Annotated in this window: 21 protein-coding genes; 15 read left to right on the top strand and 6 right to left on the bottom strand. The window is 57.2% G+C overall.

Features of this window, described 5'->3' with window-relative positions; all coding sequences use genetic code 11:
- The 7 genes from phnG to phnN are packed head-to-tail and all read left to right on the top strand — an operon-like array spanning position 1 to position 4,957.
- Complete coding sequence (gene phnG / locus ACR0AU_RS08185) at positions 1-456, top strand: phosphonate C-P lyase system protein PhnG (RefSeq protein WP_480795528.1); 456 nt, start codon at positions 1-3, stop codon at positions 454-456.
- Positions 456-1,019, top strand: coding sequence for a phosphonate C-P lyase system protein PhnH (phnH, locus tag ACR0AU_RS08180; RefSeq protein ID WP_170732772.1), 564 nt, complete (start codon positions 456-458; stop codon positions 1,017-1,019). The genes phnG and phnH overlap by 1 nt, the downstream gene beginning before the upstream one ends.
- Positions 1,019-2,107, top strand: a complete 1,089-nt coding sequence (locus ACR0AU_RS08175; RefSeq protein ID WP_480795527.1) for a carbon-phosphorus lyase complex subunit — start codon at positions 1,019-1,021, stop codon at positions 2,105-2,107. Before phnH ends, ACR0AU_RS08175 begins: the two co-directional genes overlap by 1 nt.
- A complete protein-coding gene (locus ACR0AU_RS08170) occupies positions 2,104-2,955 on the top strand; it encodes an alpha-D-ribose 1-methylphosphonate 5-phosphate C-P-lyase PhnJ (protein ID WP_170732770.1) in 852 nt (283 codons plus the stop codon). The genes ACR0AU_RS08175 and ACR0AU_RS08170 overlap by 4 nt, the downstream gene beginning before the upstream one ends.
- The gene (gene phnK, locus ACR0AU_RS08165; RefSeq protein ID WP_170394315.1) at positions 2,952-3,722 is read left to right on the top strand and encodes a phosphonate C-P lyase system protein PhnK; all 771 of its coding nucleotides are present in this window, start codon (positions 2,952-2,954) and stop codon (positions 3,720-3,722) included. Before ACR0AU_RS08170 ends, phnK begins: the two co-directional genes overlap by 4 nt.
- A 3-nt stretch (positions 3,723-3,725) precedes the next feature.
- Positions 3,726-4,409, top strand: coding sequence for a phosphonate C-P lyase system protein PhnL (phnL, locus tag ACR0AU_RS08160; protein ID WP_170394324.1), 684 nt, complete (start codon positions 3,726-3,728; stop codon positions 4,407-4,409).
- A complete protein-coding gene (phnN, locus tag ACR0AU_RS08155; protein WP_170596223.1) occupies positions 4,406-4,957 on the top strand; it encodes a phosphonate metabolism protein/1,5-bisphosphokinase (PRPP-forming) PhnN in 552 nt (183 codons plus the stop codon). Before phnL ends, phnN begins: the two co-directional genes overlap by 4 nt.
- Here the strand turns inward: phnN and ACR0AU_RS08150 are convergent.
- Positions 4,933-5,604 carry a DUF1045 domain-containing protein gene (locus tag ACR0AU_RS08150; protein WP_480795526.1) on the bottom strand — a complete coding sequence of 224 codons (672 nt, stop codon included), beginning with the start codon at positions 5,602-5,604 and terminating at the stop codon, positions 4,933-4,935. The two genes, phnN and ACR0AU_RS08150, sit on opposite strands and share 25 nt — an antisense overlap.
- On the opposite strand from ACR0AU_RS08150, the gene ACR0AU_RS08145 reads away from it, so the two are divergent.
- The 4 genes from ACR0AU_RS08145 (at position 5,603) to ACR0AU_RS08130 (ending at position 9,234) form a co-directional block, all read left to right on the top strand.
- Entirely contained in the window at positions 5,603-6,796 is a 1,194-nt protein-coding gene (locus ACR0AU_RS08145) for an alpha-D-ribose 1-methylphosphonate 5-triphosphate diphosphatase (RefSeq protein WP_480444198.1), read from the top strand. The genes ACR0AU_RS08150 and ACR0AU_RS08145 overlap by 2 nt on opposite strands.
- A gap of 445 nt (positions 6,797-7,241) precedes the next feature.
- Positions 7,242-8,390: a TolC family protein gene (locus ACR0AU_RS08140; protein WP_170732767.1), complete on the top strand. Its 1,149-nt coding sequence runs from the start codon at positions 7,242-7,244 to the stop codon at positions 8,388-8,390.
- A gap of 371 nt (positions 8,391-8,761) precedes the next feature.
- Positions 8,762-9,004: a 6TM ABC transporter family protein gene (locus ACR0AU_RS08135; RefSeq protein WP_170732766.1), complete on the top strand. Its 243-nt coding sequence runs from the start codon at positions 8,762-8,764 to the stop codon at positions 9,002-9,004.
- The gene (locus tag ACR0AU_RS08130) at positions 8,989-9,234 is read left to right on the top strand and encodes a 6TM ABC transporter family protein (RefSeq protein ID WP_170732765.1); all 246 of its coding nucleotides are present in this window, start codon (positions 8,989-8,991) and stop codon (positions 9,232-9,234) included. The genes ACR0AU_RS08135 and ACR0AU_RS08130 overlap by 16 nt, the downstream gene beginning before the upstream one ends.
- Before the next feature lie 335 nt (positions 9,235-9,569).
- Here ACR0AU_RS08130 and ACR0AU_RS08125 read toward each other — a convergent pair whose 3' ends face one another.
- Positions 9,570-10,694, bottom strand: a complete 1,125-nt coding sequence (locus ACR0AU_RS08125) for a metal ABC transporter solute-binding protein, Zn/Mn family (protein ID WP_170407690.1) — start codon at positions 10,692-10,694, stop codon at positions 9,570-9,572.
- A gap of 56 nt (positions 10,695-10,750) precedes the next feature.
- On the opposite strand from ACR0AU_RS08125, the gene ACR0AU_RS08120 reads away from it, so the two are divergent.
- Genes ACR0AU_RS08120 through ACR0AU_RS08110 form a run of 3 tightly spaced genes read left to right on the top strand, consistent with a single transcriptional unit; the run spans position 10,751 to position 12,809 of the window.
- Entirely contained in the window at positions 10,751-11,263 is a 513-nt protein-coding gene (locus tag ACR0AU_RS08120) for a Fur family transcriptional regulator (protein WP_170407694.1), read from the top strand.
- 2 nt (positions 11,264-11,265) lie between these two features.
- Complete coding sequence (locus ACR0AU_RS08115) at positions 11,266-12,012, top strand: metal ABC transporter ATP-binding protein (protein ID WP_170407697.1); 747 nt, start codon at positions 11,266-11,268, stop codon at positions 12,010-12,012.
- A complete protein-coding gene (locus tag ACR0AU_RS08110) occupies positions 12,012-12,809 on the top strand; it encodes a metal ABC transporter permease (protein WP_170407700.1) in 798 nt (265 codons plus the stop codon). The genes ACR0AU_RS08115 and ACR0AU_RS08110 overlap by 1 nt, the downstream gene beginning before the upstream one ends.
- A gap of 14 nt (positions 12,810-12,823) precedes the next feature.
- Here ACR0AU_RS08110 and ACR0AU_RS08105 read toward each other — a convergent pair whose 3' ends face one another.
- The 4 genes from ACR0AU_RS08105 to ACR0AU_RS08090 all read right to left on the bottom strand — a co-directional run bounded on the left by ACR0AU_RS08105 (position 12,824) and on the right by ACR0AU_RS08090 (position 17,519).
- Positions 12,824-13,405, bottom strand: a complete 582-nt coding sequence (locus tag ACR0AU_RS08105) for an XRE family transcriptional regulator (RefSeq protein ID WP_170407703.1) — start codon at positions 13,403-13,405, stop codon at positions 12,824-12,826.
- A 147-nt stretch (positions 13,406-13,552) separates the two neighbouring features.
- Positions 13,553-14,332: a carnitinyl-CoA dehydratase gene (locus tag ACR0AU_RS08100; protein ID WP_170732763.1), complete on the bottom strand. Its 780-nt coding sequence runs from the start codon at positions 14,330-14,332 to the stop codon at positions 13,553-13,555.
- Between the two features lie 3 nt (positions 14,333-14,335).
- Positions 14,336-16,351, bottom strand: coding sequence for an acetate--CoA ligase family protein (locus ACR0AU_RS08095; RefSeq protein ID WP_170732762.1), 2,016 nt, complete (start codon positions 16,349-16,351; stop codon positions 14,336-14,338).
- 7 nt (positions 16,352-16,358) lie between these two features.
- On the bottom strand, positions 16,359-17,519 hold the full coding sequence (locus tag ACR0AU_RS08090; protein WP_170732761.1) for an acyl-CoA dehydrogenase family protein: 1,161 nt from the start codon (positions 17,517-17,519) through the stop codon (positions 16,359-16,361).
- Positions 17,520-17,614: 95 nt separating this feature from the next.
- Between ACR0AU_RS08090 and ACR0AU_RS08085 the strand changes: the two genes are divergently transcribed.
- Positions 17,615-18,532, top strand: a complete 918-nt coding sequence (locus ACR0AU_RS08085) for a GlxA family transcriptional regulator (RefSeq protein WP_480591255.1) — start codon at positions 17,615-17,617, stop codon at positions 18,530-18,532.
- The last annotated feature ends 1 nt before the right edge of the window (position 18,533 follow it).

Here is an 18,533-nt window from a genome sequence, read left to right as displayed (position 1 = left end):
ATGAAAGACACTTTTGATGAAAACGCGGACCGGAAGGCTTGGATGAGCCTGCTGGCCAAAGCGCCGGAGGGACGCGTGGCCGCCCTGTTGGATGCAGCGATGCCTCGCCCCGGCTTCACATGGCTGCGTGCTCCTGAGATTGGCAGCACCATGGTTCGGGCTCGCGCAGGTGGGACTGGTGCGCCGTTCAATCTGGGCGAAATGACGGTAACACGCTGTGCGCTGACTCTGGGAGCGGGCGAAGTCGGACATGCCTATATACAAGGCCGTCGGAAAGAAGATGCCGAAATCGCCGCGCTGGTTGATGCACTGATGCAGACAGATGTGTCTGATCTGTTGCGCACAAAAGTGCTGACCCCTTTGCGAGATGAGCTGACCAATGCAAAGGCCGCGCGTGCCGCCAAAGCCGCAGCCACTAAGGTTGATTTCTTCACCATGGTACGAGGAGAGGATTGATGCAGTCAGAAGCCCTGATCGGCGGTTTCAAGGACCCCGCGATCCAATCTGCCCACGCCTTTCGCAGCGTGATGGAAGCAATGGCGCGTCCCGGTACCGTGCAAGAGATTTCTGGCGCAGTTCCTCCGGCCCCAATGTCACCAGCAGCAGGTGCGGTGTTGTTGACGCTTTGCGACACTGAGACGCCCGTTTATCTGGCAGGTGCGCTAGATTGCGACGCCGTACGCCGCTGGCTTGCATTCCACACCGGCGCACCGCTGACCGGCCCGTCGCATTGTATGTTTGCCATTGGTGCGTGGTCGGATCTGGAACCATTGAACGCATACCCGATCGGGACGTCTGAATATCCGGATCGTTCTGCCACGTTGATCGTGGAATGCCCCGAACTCATCGCTTCAGGGGCGACACTGACAGGTCCGGGAATCAAGGATAAAGCCGCGCTTTCATTGCCCGAGCTTGAGGCGTTTCAGCATAATCAGACGCTATTTCCACTGGGGCTCGACTTCATCTTCACGAATGGCAGCCGCCTAGCGGCTTTGCCAAGAACGACCGAGGTGTCTTGATGTATGTCGCAGTAAGAGGTGGCGAGCGTGCGATTGAAAATGCCCACGCCTGGCTTGCCGAAGAACGCCGTGGTGATACCGATGTGGCGGAACTGAGCATCGCGCAAATCCGCGAACAGCTTAGCCTGGCGGTCAATCGTGTCATGGGCGAAGGCTCGTTGTTCGATCCTGATCTGGCCGCACTTTCGATCAAGCAAGCACGAGGCGATCTGATTGAGGCCATCTTCTTAATCCGCGCCTATCGAACCACGTTGCCACGCTTTGGCGCATCCGAGCCTGTTGATACCGGGGCAATGGCTTGCGACCGGCGCATTTCGGCAACCTTCAAGGATTTGCCGGGCGGGCAGGTGCTTGGGCCGACCTTTGACTACACTCATCGCTTACTGGATTTCAAACTGGCTGCTGATGGTGAGGTGCCCAAAGCCCCAGCGCGCGAAGCTGAACTGGGTGAAGTGCCGCATGTCACGGATTTCCTCAATCGCGAAGGCCTGATCGAAGAAGCGCCGCATGACGATACGCCGCCACCTGATCTGACCCGCGAGCCGCTTGAAATGCCCGCCGATCGCGCCCTGCGCCTTCAGGCGCTGACCCGCGCGGATGAGGGTTTCACCCTCGGTCTGGCGTATTCCACACAGCGCGGATACGCGCGCAATCACGCCTTTGTAGGAGAGCTTCGGATCGGGTCCGTTCCGGTGGAAATGGAGATCCCTGAGCTCGGCTTTGCCATCGAAATCGGTGAAGTCGTTCTGACCGAATGTGAAACAGTTAACCAGTTCAAGGGCTCCAAAACCGAGCCGCCGCAATTCACCCGAGGTTATGGGCTTGTGTTTGGTCAGACGGAACGCAAGGCGATCTCGATGGCTTTGGTCGACCGTGCGCTGCGGTGGGAAGAACTGGGTGAGGATAATGTTGGCGCACCTGCTCAGGATGCCGAGTTTGTCCTCTATCACGCGGACAACATACAGGCGACGGGGTTTCTAGAGCATATCAAGCTGCCGCATTACGTCGACTTCCAGTCTGAACTGGAACTGGTGCGCAAACTACGCCGCGAGGCCGGCGCGGATCAGGTGCAGGAGGCTGCGGAATGAACGCCTATAACTTTGCTTATCTGGACGAGCAGACCAAGCGGATGATCCGCCGTGCAATTCTGAAAAGTCTGGCGATCCCGGGCTATCAGGTGCCGTTTGCCTCGCGCGAAATGCCTATGCCGTATGGCTGGGGTACGGGCGGTGTGCAGGTCTCGGCCGCGGTGTTGACCCCGGATGACACGTTCAAGGTGATCGATCAGGGCTCGGACGATACCACAAACGCGGTCTCGATCCGCACCTTCTTTGAACGCACTGCGGGGGTTGAAACAACCACAACGACAAGCGACGCCTCCGTGGTTCAGACTCGCCACCGGATTCCCGAGGAGCCGCTGCAAGAAGGTCAGATCCTTGTCTATCAGGTGCCTATCCCTGAGCCGTTGCGCTTTCTGGAACCGCGAGAGAGCGAAACCCGCAAGATGCACAGCCTTGAGGAATACGGGCTGATGCATGTGAAGCTGTACGAAGATATCAGTCGTCACGGGCATATCGCGACGTCGTATGCTTACCCGGTGAAGGTCGAAGGCCGCTATGTAATGGACCCGTCGCCAATCCCGAAATTCGATAACCCAAAGCTTGGTGATATGGCTGCGATCCAGCTGTTCGGAGCTGGGCGTGAACAACGGATCTACGCGCTGCCACCCTACACGCAGGTTGTCTCACTGGATTTTGAGGATCATCCGTTTGAGGCGTCCAAGGCCGACCAAGCCTGCGGCTTGTGCGGTGCCGAGGACAGCTATCTGGACGAGGTAATCATCGATGACGCGGGTGGGCGGATGTTCGTCTGCTCGGATACCGATTATTGCGAGGCGCGCCAGGCGGCGGGTCACAAAGGAAAGGACGCTGCATGACACCTTTGCTGTCTGTTCGGGACATCACAAAGCGCTATGGCCCAAATATTGGCTGTGCCGATGTGTCATTCGACCTCTATCCCGGTGAGGTCATGGGGATCGTTGGCGAAAGCGGGTCAGGTAAGTCGACACTGCTGAATTGCATGGCCGGGCATCTGACCCCGGATGCCGGAGAGGTTGTGTTCGACACCCGCGCAAAAGGTCCGCAGGACACGGTAACGATGTCCGAGCCCGAGCGCCGGATGCTGAGCCGTACCGATTGGGCCTTTGTCCACCAACATGCACGCGACGGGTTGCGCATGGGCGTCAGTGCCGGTGGGAATGTAGGTGAACGGCTGATGGCCGTTGGAGAGCGTCACTATGGCGACATACGTGACAAGGCTACGGATTGGCTGCAACGAGTGGAGATCGATGCCTCCCGTGTGGATGATCGCCCGACGACCTTTTCGGGTGGGATGCAGCAGCGCCTGCAGATTGCACGAAACCTCGTGACCGGTCCTCGGCTGGTGTTCATGGATGAGCCAACGGGCGGTCTGGACGTGTCCGTTCAGGCGCGGTTGCTCGACTTGTTGCGTGGGTTAGTTCGCGACATGGGCTTGTCGGCGATCATCGTCACGCATGATCTGGCCGTGGTGCGCCTGCTGGCAGATCGGTTGATGGTGATGAAATCGGGCCGCGTGGTCGAGGCAGGCCTGACCGATCAAGTGCTTGATGACCCGCAACACGCCTATAGCCAACTTCTTGTCAGTTCCGTTTTGCAGGTGTGAGCAATGATTGAGCTTAACAACGTCTCAAAGACTTTCACTCTCCATAATCAAGGTGCGGCCGTGATCGAGGTGCTGAGCGATGTATCCTTCTCGGTCTCTCCGGGCGAATGCGTGGCGCTGACGGGCGCGTCGGGGGCGGGCAAGTCCACCCTCATGCGTATGATCTATGGCAACTATCTGGCCCGAAGCGGAGAAATTCGCATCGGTGATGTGGATATCGTGCAGGCAGAGCCTCGGACAGTTATCGCCCTGCGCCGCGAGGTTCTGGGCTATGTCAGCCAGTTCCTGCGTGTGGTGCCGCGCGTGCCCACCGTCGATGTCGTGGCCGAGCCCTTGCGGGCTGTGGGCATTTCCGCTGCCGACGCGAAGGCGCGGGCTGAAGCTCTGTTGCGGCAACTGAACATTCCCGAGCGGCTCTGGACCCTTTCACCGACTACCTTCTCGGGTGGTGAACAGCAGCGTGTCAACATCGCACGCGGGTTCGCCCATTCTTATCCCGCGATGCTGTTGGATGAGCCGACTGCCAGTCTGGATGCGGCCAATCGCGAGGTTGTTCTAAGGCTCATCGAAGAGGCAAAGGCGCGTGGTACTGCAATCATCGGCATTTTCCATGACGAAGCGGCTAGGGCGCGCGTTTGTGATCGCGAAATCGACGCCAGTCAGTTTTCGCCCGAGGTCGCGGCATGACCCGGGGTCGCCTCATCGCTGTGGTTGGCCCGTCGGGGGCTGGCAAAGACAGTGTGATGCTAGGGCTTTGTGACTTGTTGCCCGATTTGCATTTGGTGCGCCGCGTCATCACCCGGGCACCAGAGTTGGGCGGGGAAGACTATGACGCCGTCGAACTCGCCGAATTTGAAGAAATGGCGGCGAATGGCGCCTTTGCGATGCATTGGGTTGCTCATGGGCTTTGCTACGGGATACCGGTTGCCGTCAAAGATCGGCTGAGTGATGGCGCAGACTGTCTGGCAAATTTCTCGCGTAAAGCTCTGCTCGAGGCCGCAGAAAATTTCCCGCGCTTCATTGTCCTGAATATCACCGCGAAGCCGGAAACTCTTGCCCGGCGTTTGGCGGCTCGCGGCCGAGAAAGCGATAGCGAGATTGCAAATCGGCTTGCTCAGGCAGAAAAACCCTTGCCCGATGGGTTGGGCGTTATCACCATTTCCAACGATGGCCCACTGGCCGAGACGGTTGCGCGCGCCGCGGAGGTCCTTCAACCAGCGAGCGCGTACCGATGAATAAGCTCGAAACGCCCATCAATGCGCTCGCCGCACAAGGCAATTTGGTCGATGACGAAGGGCTCGGGCAAGGCTGGCAAATGGCGGTGCAGCGCCTCGGTCCACACAGGAATATCGCCATTCGGCAGCCGACCCGTCAGCGTCATGTGAAACCGAAACTCGTCCATCACATAGGGATAACCCCACTCGATCAACAGTGCGTCTTGACGTGGGCTCAGCCTTGCACCGCGCCGCCGCTCAAGTTCAGCCTCATTGGTTGGGGCGCGAAACGGGTCAAGCTCACGTACACAGACCGCAGCAATTCTTTGCAAGCCGCTAACATCGCCCTGTGGGGTCAAAGCGAGAAACCGGCCCAGCCTCGTCAGACTCAGCCCTTCACAGCTCGAAGGCGCCAGGCCAGCGGCCATCTCAGACGCCGCCGCTTTCAGGGCTTCAAGCGAATAACCTCCGGCAAGTTGAAAGGGTGGTTTCAGCGTTCCGTGAAAGCCGTATTTGCGCGGTGTCATCGTAACGTCATGCAAATCGGGCAGATCGGGCTGAGGCACCTCGCAGCCCTGCACGACATCCCATCCCAGCCAGCGCGCGCCGAACTGTTCCAATGGTCCTTCGGGCGGCACGTAGTAGATTGCAAATCGAGAGTATGACATGAATTCCCCTTTTCCCGCGCCCTCTTTGGCAAAGGCTTGTGACAGCGATATGTCAGATAATCTGTGCCTTGCGAATGCCCAGCTTGTGATGCCCGATCGGGTAGTAACCGGTTCGGTGACAATCGAACAGGGCATCATTTCCGAGATCACCGAAGGGGATCATGTTCCGACCGGCGCGGTCGATTGTGCAGGTGATTACATCCTTCCGGGACTGGTCGAGCTGCACACCGACAATATCGAACGTCATATCGAGCCTCGCCCGGAAGTGGACTGGCCTCATCTTCCGGCCCTGATCGCGCATGATAGCGAGCTGGCTTCGACCGGAATCACAACCGTGTTCGACGCCATGCGAGTAGGTTCCATTCACAGCGGCAAGGGCCGTTACATCGATTATGCCCGCAAACTGGCGGACGAACTGTTGTCGGCGCGCGCCGCAGGCTATTTCAAGATCAGCCATTTCCTTCACCTGCGAGCCGAGATCTGCTCGGAGACACTGCTTGAGGAATTGGCGACCTTCGGGCCGGAAGACAGGGTTGGCATTGTCAGTCTGATGGACCACACGCCGGGTCAACGTCAATTCAGCGATCTGAGTGCATTGAAGACCTATGTCGCCAAAAAGCGCGGTATGACCGACGCCGATTTCGTTGCACATGTCGAGAACCTGCGTGGTCTACAGCAGCGTTTCGGAGAAAAGCACGAAGCCGGTGCAGTGATCGAAGCCGCCCGTCTTGGCGCCGCGCTGGCCAGCCATGACGATACCACGGCGCGGCATGTCAAAAAATCGTCCGAAAATGGTGTGGCATTCGCCGAATTCCCAACCACGTTCGAGGCGGCCGAGGCCTGCCGTACCCGCAACATCGCCGTCATGATGGGTGCCCCGAATCTGATCCGTGGCGGCTCGCATTCCGGCAATGTCGCGGCTGAAGATCTTGCAAAGGCCGATCTTCTGGAAATTGTGTCTTCCGACTATGTGCCTTCTGCGCTACTGCTGTCGGCTTTTCATCTTGCCAGTGTTTGGGACGACCTGCCACGTGCTGTGGCCACGGTTACACGTAATCCTGCAATGGCTGTCGGTCTTGATGACCGTGGCATCCTGAAAGTAGGTCTACGCGGTGACGTTCTGCGTGTGCGTCGCATGGGTCAAACACCAGTTTTGCGCGGTGTCTGGAGCCAAGGCAACAAGGTTGGATGAGTTGTGATTGGTTGAATCAAACTTGCTAAACAGAACATTGCTGGCGGCCGAAAGCTCGCGGATTATCAGATGGGATTTGCGCCCTTGCTCCGCTTGATTTTTCTGGACCCGCATCTTGATAAACTGATGTCGTGCCAGAACATTAAACTCGTAAAGAATATGGTTACTTTTTTACCGCACTTTCTCCTGTAACGCAAAATGCGGGCAGCAAGTTCCACGATTAACTGACTGGAAATTTGTTGCTTATCTCAGAGTTGAAATCAGGAGCTTTGGCGGGATGAGGGCATGGTTGTCGGTTGTGATAGCCACTATTATTTTGGCGGGCTGCAGTCAGGATTTACAGGGAACCAAGTCCTTTGATCCCGGGGCGACACCAGCCCCCGCTCCCTTATCGGGGGGGAATAATCTGAAGGGAAATGTCGCACGCACTGAATTCGCTGAGTTGGTGCGAAGGTCTGTCGCGACATCGCCCACCACCGCAGCCGGAGCCGCCAGCGTTCTGGCTTCGAAATCCCGCATTGATGCCGAGCAAGGCGCGTTCCTGCCGCAGATCGAGGCCGAGACATCCCTGACGTCCGATGGGGATACCGTACCGATCCTGCGGCTTAGCCAGATCATCTATGATGGTGGCAAAGTCTCGGGTCGTGTGGGTTTGCGTCAGATTGAAGCCCGGCAGACCTGGTTAAACGAATTGTCAGAGCTGAGCGCGCTGAGCTTCGAGGCCATCGAAACCATAATTGATCTGGATCGAAATCGCCGCCTCGAAGAACAAGCCCAGCAGAATCTGGATCGTACGGACGTTTTGGTCAGCGACCTCCAGTCCCGTTTTGATGCCGGGGCGGGGTCGGTGGCGGATTTGCTGGCGGGGCAGGGGCGGAAGTCTAATGCCGAGACAGAATTAGCGCAGGCTCAGACGGATGTGGAACTGGCGACGGCAACATGGGTCGAAGTCTTCGGAACGCGACCCGGTGCTATTCCGACCATCCCCCCCGCACCCATTCTGGCAGCGGCCACCTCGCAGCAAATGGTTGCACGCAGCCCGCGTCTGCGTACTCAGGTCGCCTTCAGTCAAGTGCGTGCGCAAGAGGTTGTGGTTGCTGAACGAGCGACCCGCCCAACACTCTCTGCGATTCTTGAGACAGATTTCGACCAGGGCAGTATCGACGACGGTGTGCAGGCCCGATTGGGTGTAACGGTCCCGATTTACCAAGGGGGATCCGCGCGCGCCAATGTCGAAACCGCAAGGGCGAATCTTCAACAAAGCCGGGCTGATGAAGAAGAATTGCGGCGCGAGTTGCAACGTAATCTCTCCCAGGCCTTGGAAGAGACCAATTCAATTCAGCGACGGCTCGCCACAGCCCGGCGCGCTGTCGAGATCAATGAGCAAGCGCTGGATGCAGCTCGTGGACAGTTTGATATCGGGCGCAGCACGCTGGTACAGATATTGGATGCGTTGCGCGAGTTGAATCTTGCGCAGGTTCGGGTGATCCAGCTTGAGGCTCAGGCACGTCGTGCAGAATATGCCGTGCTGGCGGTCACGGGCGATATCCTGGACGCGTTGGGTGTTGCACAGCCGACCGATCCAACCTTGTGATATCCGTCGTGAACCCGACTGCGACTAACCCGCTGAATACGCACCTCCGACTACTGACAGAGCATTTGGGTCTTGGGTTGTCCGAGGTGGATATCTTTCGGGTGTTCTAGGGCAATGAAGTCGCCTAGGCGGTCAGCGCAGTGGAAGCGGTGGGCTACAGTCAGGTTTTGGGAAAGCGCGGTTACTGAAACTGGACCTGAACTTGTTTCTGGTCCTGGCGTTTGCCCCAGATGTTCAACCTTTAGTGGTTCTGGATCGAGAAGACACCGACGCTTTCTTGTGATCGATGCCAGCAGCGGATTCAGCGAACCTCAGATCTGGCGGCGACAGGAAACACGACTGCGCAAGACGCGCAGGATATTGCGAGCATAATGCTCGCGCCGCTGGAACGAGAATCGTTTACGCCACAAGGTCATCGGTTTTGGTCCGCGTTCAGCGATCTGCGCGGGGTCTACATTCAGATCCTATTGGCCGCGATGGTGACAAGCGTGCTTGGGCTGGTGACGTCGCGGTTCACCATGGTCGTTCATGACCCCATTCTGCCAAACGAAGTGGTTGATAGCTTGCTGGCTCTAGTCGTCGGGGTGGCCTTGCACTGTTGTTCGATTTCCTGATCAAGAAATTGCGGACACGGTTCATCGATGCAGCGGGAAAACGGGCGGACCTGAAGATCACCGAGCGGCTGTTCAATCAGTTGATGGCGCTTATAATGAAAGCCCGGGGCGGGCAGAATGGACGCATGGCCTCGATCCTTCAGGACTTTGAAGTCGTGAGGGATTTCTTTACGTCTGCCTCGCTGGTTGCTTTGGTCGATCTGCCCTTCCCTTTCGTATTCGTGGCGTGATCTAGGCGATTGGCAGGCCGCGACAGGGGATTGCGATCGCGTCGCGCGCAAGACTTGAGGCTCAGATATCCGGACAAGAATTTGATCTCCCCGACCGTACAAGTGTGGAGGCGGCGTTGCTGAAGGAAGAGATTGGCGTGATCCAACCTCTGGTCGAGCACGGCATCGAAAGTCCGCTGGCGATGATTGACTTGCGCCGGCAGCTTAACCGCCAAATTGGGCAGCTTAGAGAGGCCGGTAGCCGAATACTGATGACTTTGTCGGAGCGAAGAGCGGAAAACTCTGTCAGATTTCAGCCTGGCCGGAACCAACTCCCAACCAGGCTGTTGATTGAGTCAAAGGCACTCAGACAGTGTTTTGGCCAGATTGCGGATGAGTTGCGGGTACAGATTTACTCCGGGTTCCAGATCAGATCCCAGCGGGTCCATGATGCCGGTTTTGGCTTCGGTGCCGTCGAGAACGGTTGCGACAATTCCGGGGTTGAACTGGGGTTCAGCCATGACACAATCCACACCTTCGTCGCGGATACGCCCCTGAATTTCGGCGATCCTTGCCGGGCTTGGATCGGTCGCATCGCTGAGGGAAATTGCACCCGAGGCCGGGAAGCCAAAGGCATCTTCGAAATATTGATAGGCATCGTGGAACACGATGAAGCTGCCACCTTTGACCGGCGCCAGCGTTTCGGCCACTTCCGCTGACAAAGCAGCCATTTCTTCACGCGCAGCTGCCGCATTTGCAAAATAAGCACCTGCGTTGTCTGGGTCAGCCGAAGAAAGCTGCGCCGCGATCGTTTTCAGCCAGATTTCTGCGTTGACCGGAGAGAGCCAGGCGTGCGGATCATGTTCGCCATGCGCGTGGCCCTCATGGTCGTCATGTCCGGCGTGGTCCTCATGATCATCGTGGTCATGCTCATCCGCATGCTCTTCGTCATGATTATGATCATCATGCTCTTTGTCCTCGGCATGATCCTCGTGATCGTTGTCATCGTCTTTTGCATGATCGTCGTGGTCGTCGTGATCATGACCATCATCCTCAGCATGGTCGTGATCGTCATGATCGTCATCCCCATGATCTTCGTCGTCGCCATGGTCATGCGCTTCGAACAAAGCACTTTCACGGAAATCGAGCAGAACCGTTCCGTCCGACTCAAGCAACGCCGTAACAGTCGCCCCGTCGCTGAGCGTCTCGACTGCGCCTTCCATCCACGGGGTCAGGTCCTCGCCAATCCAGAATACCAGATCTGCCTCTTGCAGTGCGGCTGCTTCTGACGGACGAAGGTTGTATTCGTGTGGCGAGGCACCGGGCTGCACTATCAATTCAGGCGTTCCTACCCCCTCCATCACCCGGGCCACGAGTGAGTGAACGGGTGCGATGTCAACCGCAACCTTGGGTGCATCCGCCATGGCGGTTCCGCCCATCAATGCAGCGGTAATCGATAGTGGGAGCAGCTTTCTGGACATCAGACCCTCTGTGTGATTTTATAACGTTACGAGCGGCATATATGATATGGTATAACATGACAAGTGAGATGCACCCCATTTCGGTTGGTGAAGATGCGCCGGTAGGATTTCAGGAGCATGATCACAAGAATTGCGTCGAAACGGCGTTGGCCACAGCGGATGCTCGGTGCAGGGAAGAAGGGTTGCGGCTAACCCCTGTGCGGCGAAAAGTTCTTGAAATGCTGTTGCAAGACCACAAGTCGCTCGGGGCATACGCTATTCTGGACCGTTTGCGCGAAGCCGGTTTTGGCTCTCAGCCGCCGGTGGCTTATCGCGCGCTTGATTTTCTTGTCCAGAACGGGTTCGTCCACAAGATCGAACGTTTGAACGCCTTTGTGGCCTGTTCTCATCCAGGAGCGTCGCATTCCCCGGCTTTCATGATCTGTAGAAAGTGCGATGCTGTTGCCGAGGCCCAGTCGGCGCCATCCAAAGGCGTCCTCGGCGCAGCTGCGCGCGCGGCGGGTTTCGAAATCGAGCGAACCGTTGTAGAAGCCGAGGGACTCTGCCCAGACTGCACCGAAAAGGCGTAGACATGACCCTGATCACCGTTGAGAACCTCAGCGTGCGTTATGGCGCGAATACCGTTCTGCGCCATGTCGGCATGACGATCGAGGCTGGTGAAATCGTGACGATCGTTGGTCCAAACGGATCGGGAAAGACCAGCCTGTTGCGTGCCGTCATTGGCGCGACCAAGCCTGCAGAAGGTAAGGTTACGCTGAAGCCTGGGCTAAAAATCGGGTATGTCCCCCAAAAACTGCACATTGATCCGACCCTGCCGATATCAGTCGAAAGATTCATGCGTCTGACGGATCGTGTCTCTAGGCTTCAATGTACAGAAGCGCTTGAAACTGCTGGGGTGCCGGATCTGCTAAAGCGCCAAATGTCGCAATTGTCAGGCGGACAGTTTCAGCGCGTCTTGCTGGCGCGGGCGTTGATCAATCGGCCCGACGTTCTGCTTTTGGACGAAGCCACTCAGGGTCTCGACCAACCGGGGTCTGCGGCGTTTTATCGTCAGATCGAGGAGGTCCGGCGTGAAACCGGATGCGCCATACTGATGATCAGCCATGAATTGCACGTGGTCATGAGCGCGTCGGACAGGGTGATCTGCCTCAATGGTCATGTGTGCTGCCAAGGGTCCCCCGCAGTCGTAGCTTCGGCCCCGGAATATCGGGCCCTGTTCGGAACGGGTACCGGAGGCGCACTGGCCCTCTATCGCCATGATCACGACCATGATCACGATCACGGTCACTGTGAAACCTCTCAGGAAGCCGCAGAATAATGCTGGATGATTTCATGACGCGCGCGACGCTTGCAGGTGTTGGCGTTGCTTTTGCTGCGGCACCACTGGGGTGTTTTGTTGTCTGGCGTCGAATGGCCTATTTCGGGGATGCCACCGCCCATGCGGCAATCCTGGGTGTCGCTTTGTCGCTGACGTTTCAGCTGTCCATCTTTACTGGGGCGCTAGCTGTTGCGCTTGCAATGGCACTTACCGTGACACTGTTGTCCGGACGTGGCTACGCGATGGATACACTGCTGGGTGTTCTAGCACATTCTGCACTTGCCTTCGGTCTAGTCGCCGTATCGTTCCTGTCCGGTGTTCGCATCGACCTGATGGCCTATCTCTTCGGTGATATTCTGGCCGTGTCACGCACCGATCTGGTTGTGATCTGGGGGGGCGCAGCGCTTGTCGTGGCCCTGATCGTATGGCGCTGGTCGCAGCTTTTGACGGCGACCATGAATGAAGAGTTGGCCTATGCCAGCGGCTTTGACCCCAAGCGAGAGCAGTTGATCCTGACGCTGTCTCTGGCAGTTACAGTGGCCGTGGCGATAAAGGTCGTAGGTGTTCTTTTGATTGCTGCAATGCTGATCATCCCGGCGGCGGCTGCGCGCAGTCTGGCCAGATCACCGGAAGCGATGGCTTTGATTGCGGCGGCGATTGGTGCATTTTCCGCAATCGCCGGGCTACGGGCTGCTTACATATTTGATACGCCTGCAGGGCCATCCATTGTTTGTGTTGCCGCAGTAGTGTTTGCGTGTTTCAGCCTGATCGGATGGCAAACGCGGCGTGGAACCTAGGGCATCTGCAAAGATCAATGCGGTCGCGTCGACACGGTCACGAATTCAATTTCGTCTGACAGGATGTCCCGCACCCCATGTGGGAGCTTGGCGTCGAAGCTGAGCGTGTCACCTTCTGAAATCTCGAACTCTTCGGTCCCACAGCCATAGATGGCGCTGCCTTCAATCATGTAGATGAAGACGTAGCCTTCGTGCTGATAGTTAGGCAACTTGCGTTGGTCTTGTTTTGAGATGCGGATGCGTGCGGATTGGAATGACCCGCTAGGCCCGCTGTGTTTGCCGAGCAGTAGATAGTCATGGGCATGGTCTGGTGTGATACGCCGCGACGGCAATCCGGTTCCCGCCTGAACGTGATGCACATCCGAGGTCGTGTCGGTATGGCTGAACATCGCCATCAGAGAGACAGATAGTGCATCTGCCAACGCGTGTAAGGTACTAAGGGACGGCGACACATGACCATTTTCGATTCGGCTGATCATGGGCGCGGAAACCTTTGACTGCGCAGCAAGTTCGGTCACCGTGAGCTGACGTTCCTGTCGCAAACGCTGCAGGGTTCGCCCGATCTCAAGTTCTGGTTCTGTTTTCTTGTCCTGCATCGGGCCGCTTTGACATTCCTTCTTCCAGTTAAAGTAGCTGTGGCCTGAATTGCAGGATAGTAAAAGTGTGTTCTAACAAAAAACAAGCTTAGCTGAGCGATTGGCGCAAAACTGCGCCAATGCGATGAAGGCAGCGGTGTTTTGAACTTATTTTCCTTTCCAGACCGGATCACGCTTTTCAGCGAAGGCTTTTGCGCCTTCAAGCTGATCCTCGCTGGAATAGAGGATATCGACGGTGCGCAGCTGGCGCTTGGTGATGCGGTTCATGGCGTCCTGAAATTTGCTGTCTTCAGCTTCGCGCACGACCTCTTTGATCGCAGCATAAACCAGCGGAGGACCCGAGGCGAGCAGACGCGCCAATTCCCAGGCACGATCCATCAGTTGATCGGCAGGCAGGACTTCATTGACCAAGCCCCAACGCTGACCTTCTTCGGCATCGAACCAGCGTCCAGTCAGCAATAGCTCCATCGCGATGTGGTAGGGAATGCGTTTGGGTAGCTTGACGCTCGCCGCATCTGCAACGGTTCCGGATCGAATCTCAGGCAGGGCAAAAGTTGCGTGTTCAGCGGCCAGGATCATATCGGCTGAAATCGCAAGCTCGAGCCCGCCACCACAGGCAATACCATTGATGGCCGCGATGACCGGTTTGTTCAGATCGCGTAACTCCTGCAAACCGCCAAAGCCACCGACACCATAATCTCCATCTACGGCATCGCCTTCGGCGGCTGCCTTCAGGTCCCAGCCGGGGCAAAAGAATTTGTCACCTGCTCCGGTCAAGATCGCGACGCGCAGTTCGGGATCATCGCGAAACTTGGCAAATACCTGCCCCATGATGCGGCTGGTAACTAGATCGATTGCATTGGCTTTTGGCCGATCCAGCGTCACTTCGAGAATTGCGCCGTCACGGCGGGTCTTGATCGGGTCCATTTCTCAGGCCTTTCTGATAAGCGCATCCACCGCCACCGCCCGGGTGGGCGTGCAGAGAAGCGGGTTGATTTCGACCTCGCCGAGCGTTTCGGCATTTTGCATTACATAGTCTTGAACGGCCTGAATGGCGGCAACGATTTCATCCATATCAGCCGCTGGTTGGCCTCGATAGCCTGCCAGCAATGACGCGATCTTTAGTTCGCCGAGAGCAGCGCGAATACTGTCGGATGTTGCCGGGACCAGAAGAGAGGTGGTATCGCGCAATATTTCGGTCAAGACACCACCGGCCCCTATTGTCAGCACAAAGCCATGGGCAGGGTCCCGCACCACACCGACTAGGATTTCAGCCACCGCACCCGTGATCATCTCTTCGATCAGAATCTCATCGGTTCCAATATCCGCTGCCACACCTGTCACATCGGCAGCCTGAACCCTCAATCGTACAGCGGAATGTTCGGACTTGTGGGCAAGGCCGACGCCTTTGACAGCAAATGGCGCTTCCATTTCTTGCGCCGCGCTGAGGGCTTCCTTTGCGCCACGAACGGACCTGTTTCGAGGGATGCGCAAACCATGGGCAGCCAGAGCTTGCTTGGCCTCGGCTTCGGACAGCGTATGCTTGACATCAGACGTACCCGGCAAGCAGATTGGCGCGCTTGCAGGTACGGCGACCTGACCCGCCGCGCGCGTTGCAGAAAGGGCTTCGCGGAGACCCATGAGGGGTACCACACCGGCTTCCATTAGGGTTTGTGCTACATCCTCAGGTAGCAATTCGGGCAGGGTAGAAACCACAGCAAAACGCGCACCCGTATCTGCCCGCACTTTTTGTGCTGTACGCGTGGCAGCGGCCCAATCTGTGGGATCGGTGGTCGGGTAATCAACGATCGTGAATGTCAGATCTATGTCGTCGCCAGTCATTCCCGCCCAGGCGTTCGCCATCGCCTCTTCATCGCGCCAGATATAGGTGTGGTAATCGAGTGGATTGCTTAGTGCGACCATCGGACCAAGCGCATCGCGTAATCGGGTTTGCTTATCTCTGGACAGTTCTGGAAATCTGAGGCCGGTGCCGATCGCCATATCGGCGATCAGGCTGGCCTCGCCGCCCGAGCAGCTGATCGAAGCAATGTTGTCCCCCGGTAAAGGCCCATAACAATGCAACAATTTCAGGGTTTCCAGAAACTCGGGCAGCGAGGACAGGCGCGGGATGCCCAGCCGGTTTAGCAAAGCCTGCGCACCCGCATCGCTCCCAGCCAGTGAGGCGGTATGAGAAACTGTTGCTGCCTGCGCCTGTTCGGATGCACCCACCTTAAGTGCGATCAGAGGCACGCCTTTCCGATGTGCTTTGGCAGCAAGGGCCTCCCATTCGCGGATATCCTTGAAGCCCTCGATATGTAAACCGACCGCAGTGACCCGTGGATCATCGATCAGCGACATGGCAATCTCAGCCTGACTGGTCTGCGCCATGTTTCCGCAAGTCACCATATAGGCAATCGGCAGGACTCGTTTCTGCATAGTCAGGTTGATCGAGATGTTGGAGCTCTGGGTCAGAATGGCAACGCCTCGATCTACCCGAGCGGCTCCATGCTGATCGGGCCACAATAGCGCACCATCAAGCGCATTGATAAAGCCATAGCAGTTCGGCCCAAGAATGGGCATGCTGCCTGCTGCATTGATCAACTCTGATTGCAAATCTCCTCCTGCCTGATCCTCGGCTGCAGCTTCCGAGAAGCCAGAGGCAAAGCAAACTGCGCCGCCGCTGCCCATGTCTGACAGAACCTGAACGGCCTCAACGGTGGCGTGACGGTTGATGCCAACAAAGGCCGCGTCCGGGGACGATGGCAGGTCTTCAATCCGTGCGTAGGCCTTGTGCCCGGCAATTTCATCCGCCTTGGGATGGACAGGCCAGGTTTTCCCTGCGTAGCCCATGCGTTCCGACTGCAGGATAACCTGCTGGCACCACGCGCCGCCGCCGATCACCGCGATGGATTCTGGGCGTAGAAGACGGGAGATATCTTTGCTCATTCGGTCCTCAGGCACCCAGGGGCCGCAGCAGATCACGACTGATGATATGCCGCTGGATTTCACTCGTACCATCCCAGATACGTTCTACACGCGCATCCCGCCAGAACCGTTCGATCGGGAAGTCGTCCATCAGACCCATGCCACCATAGATTTGCAGCGTCGTATCCGTGACCTTAGCCAGCATTTCCGAAGCATAAAGCTTGGCCGAGGCGATCTCGCGATTTGAGGGCAAGTCCTGATCCAGACGCCATGCGGCCGCGAGCGTCAGCCAGTCAGCAGCGTCGATCTCGGTGATCATGTCGGCGATCTGAAAGCCGACACCCTGAAACTTACCGATCGGCTGGCCGAATTGCTTGCGTTCAGCCGCGTAGTTCAGCGCATAATCAAAACAGCGCCGCGCGCGCCCGACCGAAAAAGCAGCAACCGTCAGGCGCGTTGCATAGAGCCACTCGTTCATCACGGCGAAACCGCCATCGACCTCGCCCAGAACCTGTGCGTCGGGCAGGCGGCAATTGTCAAAATACAGGATATAGTTCTTGTAGCCTTTATGGCTGACTGAGTTGTACCCCTCGCGCACTTCAAAACCCGGCGTACCACGATCTACGAGGAAGGTAGTGATCCGTTTTTTGGGGCCTTTGGGAGTTTCATCCACACCTGTTGCGATGAACACGATGAAGAAATCCGCGTGCTCCGCGCCCGAGATGAAGTGTTTCGAACCGTTGACGACCCAGTCACCGCCATCGCGTACGGCCTGACATTTCATGCCCCGAACATCTGAACCCGCGTCAGGTTCGGTCATAGCCAGAGCATCCATCTTTTCGCCACGCACGGCAGGCAAAAGATAGCGTTCACTCTGGTCGGCGTTGCAGGCCATCAGGATATTCTGCGGGCGACCGAAGAAATGGGTCAATGCCATCGAACCTCGGCCGAGCTCGCGTTCGACAAGAGTGAAATCAAGATGCGAGAGACCTGCGCCACCAACTTCTTCGGGGAAGTTACAGGCATAAAACCCCAGTTCGATGCATTTCCGCTTGATTTCGTCGCCCAGCTCCTGCGGCACCTGTCCGGTGCGTTCGACCTCAGCTTCGTGGGGGTAAATCTCGTTCTCAACAAAGCTCCGCACTGTTGAGACGATCATTTCCTGTTCTTCGGTTAAGCCAAATTGCATGACGCGTTCCCTTGATGTCTGATTGGCAATGAAACGTAATTGCCTGACACGATGACATGCAGTAATCGTACGATATCATGCCGAGTTAGAAAAATTTGACCCAGATATATAACTTTTTGTTGTTCAACGGGTTCTCGAACCTTTGCCTCGCCAACATGGTCGAGCCTCTGCGCGCGGCGAATACACTGGCGGGGCAGGATCTCTATGCCTGGCAGTTTTATTCACCCCATGGTGCGCCAGTCCAAAGCTCCAGCGGGTTGCAGGTCGCGCCGCATGGAGCGATGGGCATTGAGGCGGGTGATGCTTTGGTTGTCATGCCGTCTTATGGGTATCTGGAACACTCGGTTCCCGATACCCATCGCGCTTTGCGCAGGGCCGCAACCCGTCATCGCAAACTGGCTGGTCTGGACACAGGGAGTTGGTTGCTCGCGCGTGCGGGACTGTTGGAAGGGCATCGCGCGACCATTCACTGGGATGAACTTTCCCGGTTCGAAGAAACTTTTACCGATGTCGAGGTCGTGCAGGAACGTTTTGTGATCGACCGGGACCGGATCACCTGTTCAGGCGCGATGGCTGCTTATGATCTGACGACTGCTCTGATTCTTGCGGATCACGGGCCGCTGTTGTCGATGGAGGTGGCGCATCTTCTGATGAACCGTGGTGAACCAAGTGCTGCTTCATCACAGATGAAATCCGAAGACAGGCTGGTGAATCGGGTGCTGGGCGTCATGCAGGGCACGTTGGATGCGCCAGTAATGATAAAGGATATCGCTCGTCAGCTCGGGTGCTCTCAAAAGAAGATTGAGACCCGGGTTTTGTCCGAGCTGGGTGTAACACCGCAGGCGCTCTATCGTCGCCTGCGTCTGAATTTGGCGCGTAAACTTGCGGTCGAGACCCAGCAGTCCGTGGCCGAGATCGCCAGCCGCTGCGGGTATGAGAACCCAAGCGCAATGACGCGGGCGTTCCGGATGCAATTCGGGCAGACACCAACAGCCTATCGAAACGGGGAGTAAC

Source organism: Ruegeria sp. CG1, assembly GCF_056537265.1.
Note: the sequence above shows the minus strand (reverse complement) of the source record. Positions and strands in the feature narration are given on the sequence as shown.

What these genes read in the sequence shown, in the direction of transcription:
- ACR0AU_RS08175 (WP_480795527.1), top strand. Translation starts at nt 1,019, where the DNA reads ATGTATGTCGCAGTAAGAGGTGGCGAGCGTGCGATTGAAAATGCCCAC.
- ACR0AU_RS08100 (WP_170732763.1), bottom strand. Translation starts at nt 14,332, where the DNA reads ATGGACCCGATCAAGACCCGCCGTGACGGCGCAATTCTCGAAGTGACG.
- ACR0AU_RS08115 (WP_170407697.1), top strand. Translation starts at nt 11,266, where the DNA reads ATGACCCTGATCACCGTTGAGAACCTCAGCGTGCGTTATGGCGCGAAT.
- ACR0AU_RS08120 (WP_170407694.1), top strand. Translation starts at nt 10,751, where the DNA reads ATGACAAGTGAGATGCACCCCATTTCGGTTGGTGAAGATGCGCCGGTA.
- ACR0AU_RS08145 (WP_480444198.1), top strand. Translation starts at nt 5,603, where the DNA reads ATGAATTCCCCTTTTCCCGCGCCCTCTTTGGCAAAGGCTTGTGACAGC.
- ACR0AU_RS08090 (WP_170732761.1), bottom strand. Translation starts at nt 17,519, where the DNA reads ATGCAATTTGGCTTAACCGAAGAACAGGAAATGATCGTCTCAACAGTG.
- phnG (WP_480795528.1), top strand. Translation starts at nt 1, where the DNA reads ATGAAAGACACTTTTGATGAAAACGCGGACCGGAAGGCTTGGATGAGC.
- ACR0AU_RS08110 (WP_170407700.1), top strand. Translation starts at nt 12,012, where the DNA reads ATGCTGGATGATTTCATGACGCGCGCGACGCTTGCAGGTGTTGGCGTT.
- ACR0AU_RS08170 (WP_170732770.1), top strand. Translation starts at nt 2,104, where the DNA reads ATGAACGCCTATAACTTTGCTTATCTGGACGAGCAGACCAAGCGGATG.
- phnK (WP_170394315.1), top strand. Translation starts at nt 2,952, where the DNA reads ATGACACCTTTGCTGTCTGTTCGGGACATCACAAAGCGCTATGGCCCA.
- ACR0AU_RS08095 (WP_170732762.1), bottom strand. Translation starts at nt 16,351, where the DNA reads ATGAGCAAAGATATCTCCCGTCTTCTACGCCCAGAATCCATCGCGGTG.
- phnH (WP_170732772.1), top strand. Translation starts at nt 456, where the DNA reads ATGCAGTCAGAAGCCCTGATCGGCGGTTTCAAGGACCCCGCGATCCAA.
- ACR0AU_RS08150 (WP_480795526.1), bottom strand. Translation starts at nt 5,604, where the DNA reads ATGTCATACTCTCGATTTGCAATCTACTACGTGCCGCCCGAAGGACCA.
- ACR0AU_RS08105 (WP_170407703.1), bottom strand. Translation starts at nt 13,405, where the DNA reads ATGCAGGACAAGAAAACAGAACCAGAACTTGAGATCGGGCGAACCCTG.
- phnN (WP_170596223.1), top strand. Translation starts at nt 4,406, where the DNA reads ATGACCCGGGGTCGCCTCATCGCTGTGGTTGGCCCGTCGGGGGCTGGC.
- ACR0AU_RS08125 (WP_170407690.1), bottom strand. Translation starts at nt 10,694, where the DNA reads ATGTCCAGAAAGCTGCTCCCACTATCGATTACCGCTGCATTGATGGGC.
- phnL (WP_170394324.1), top strand. Translation starts at nt 3,726, where the DNA reads ATGATTGAGCTTAACAACGTCTCAAAGACTTTCACTCTCCATAATCAA.
- ACR0AU_RS08135 (WP_170732766.1), top strand. Translation starts at nt 8,762, where the DNA reads ATGCTCGCGCCGCTGGAACGAGAATCGTTTACGCCACAAGGTCATCGG.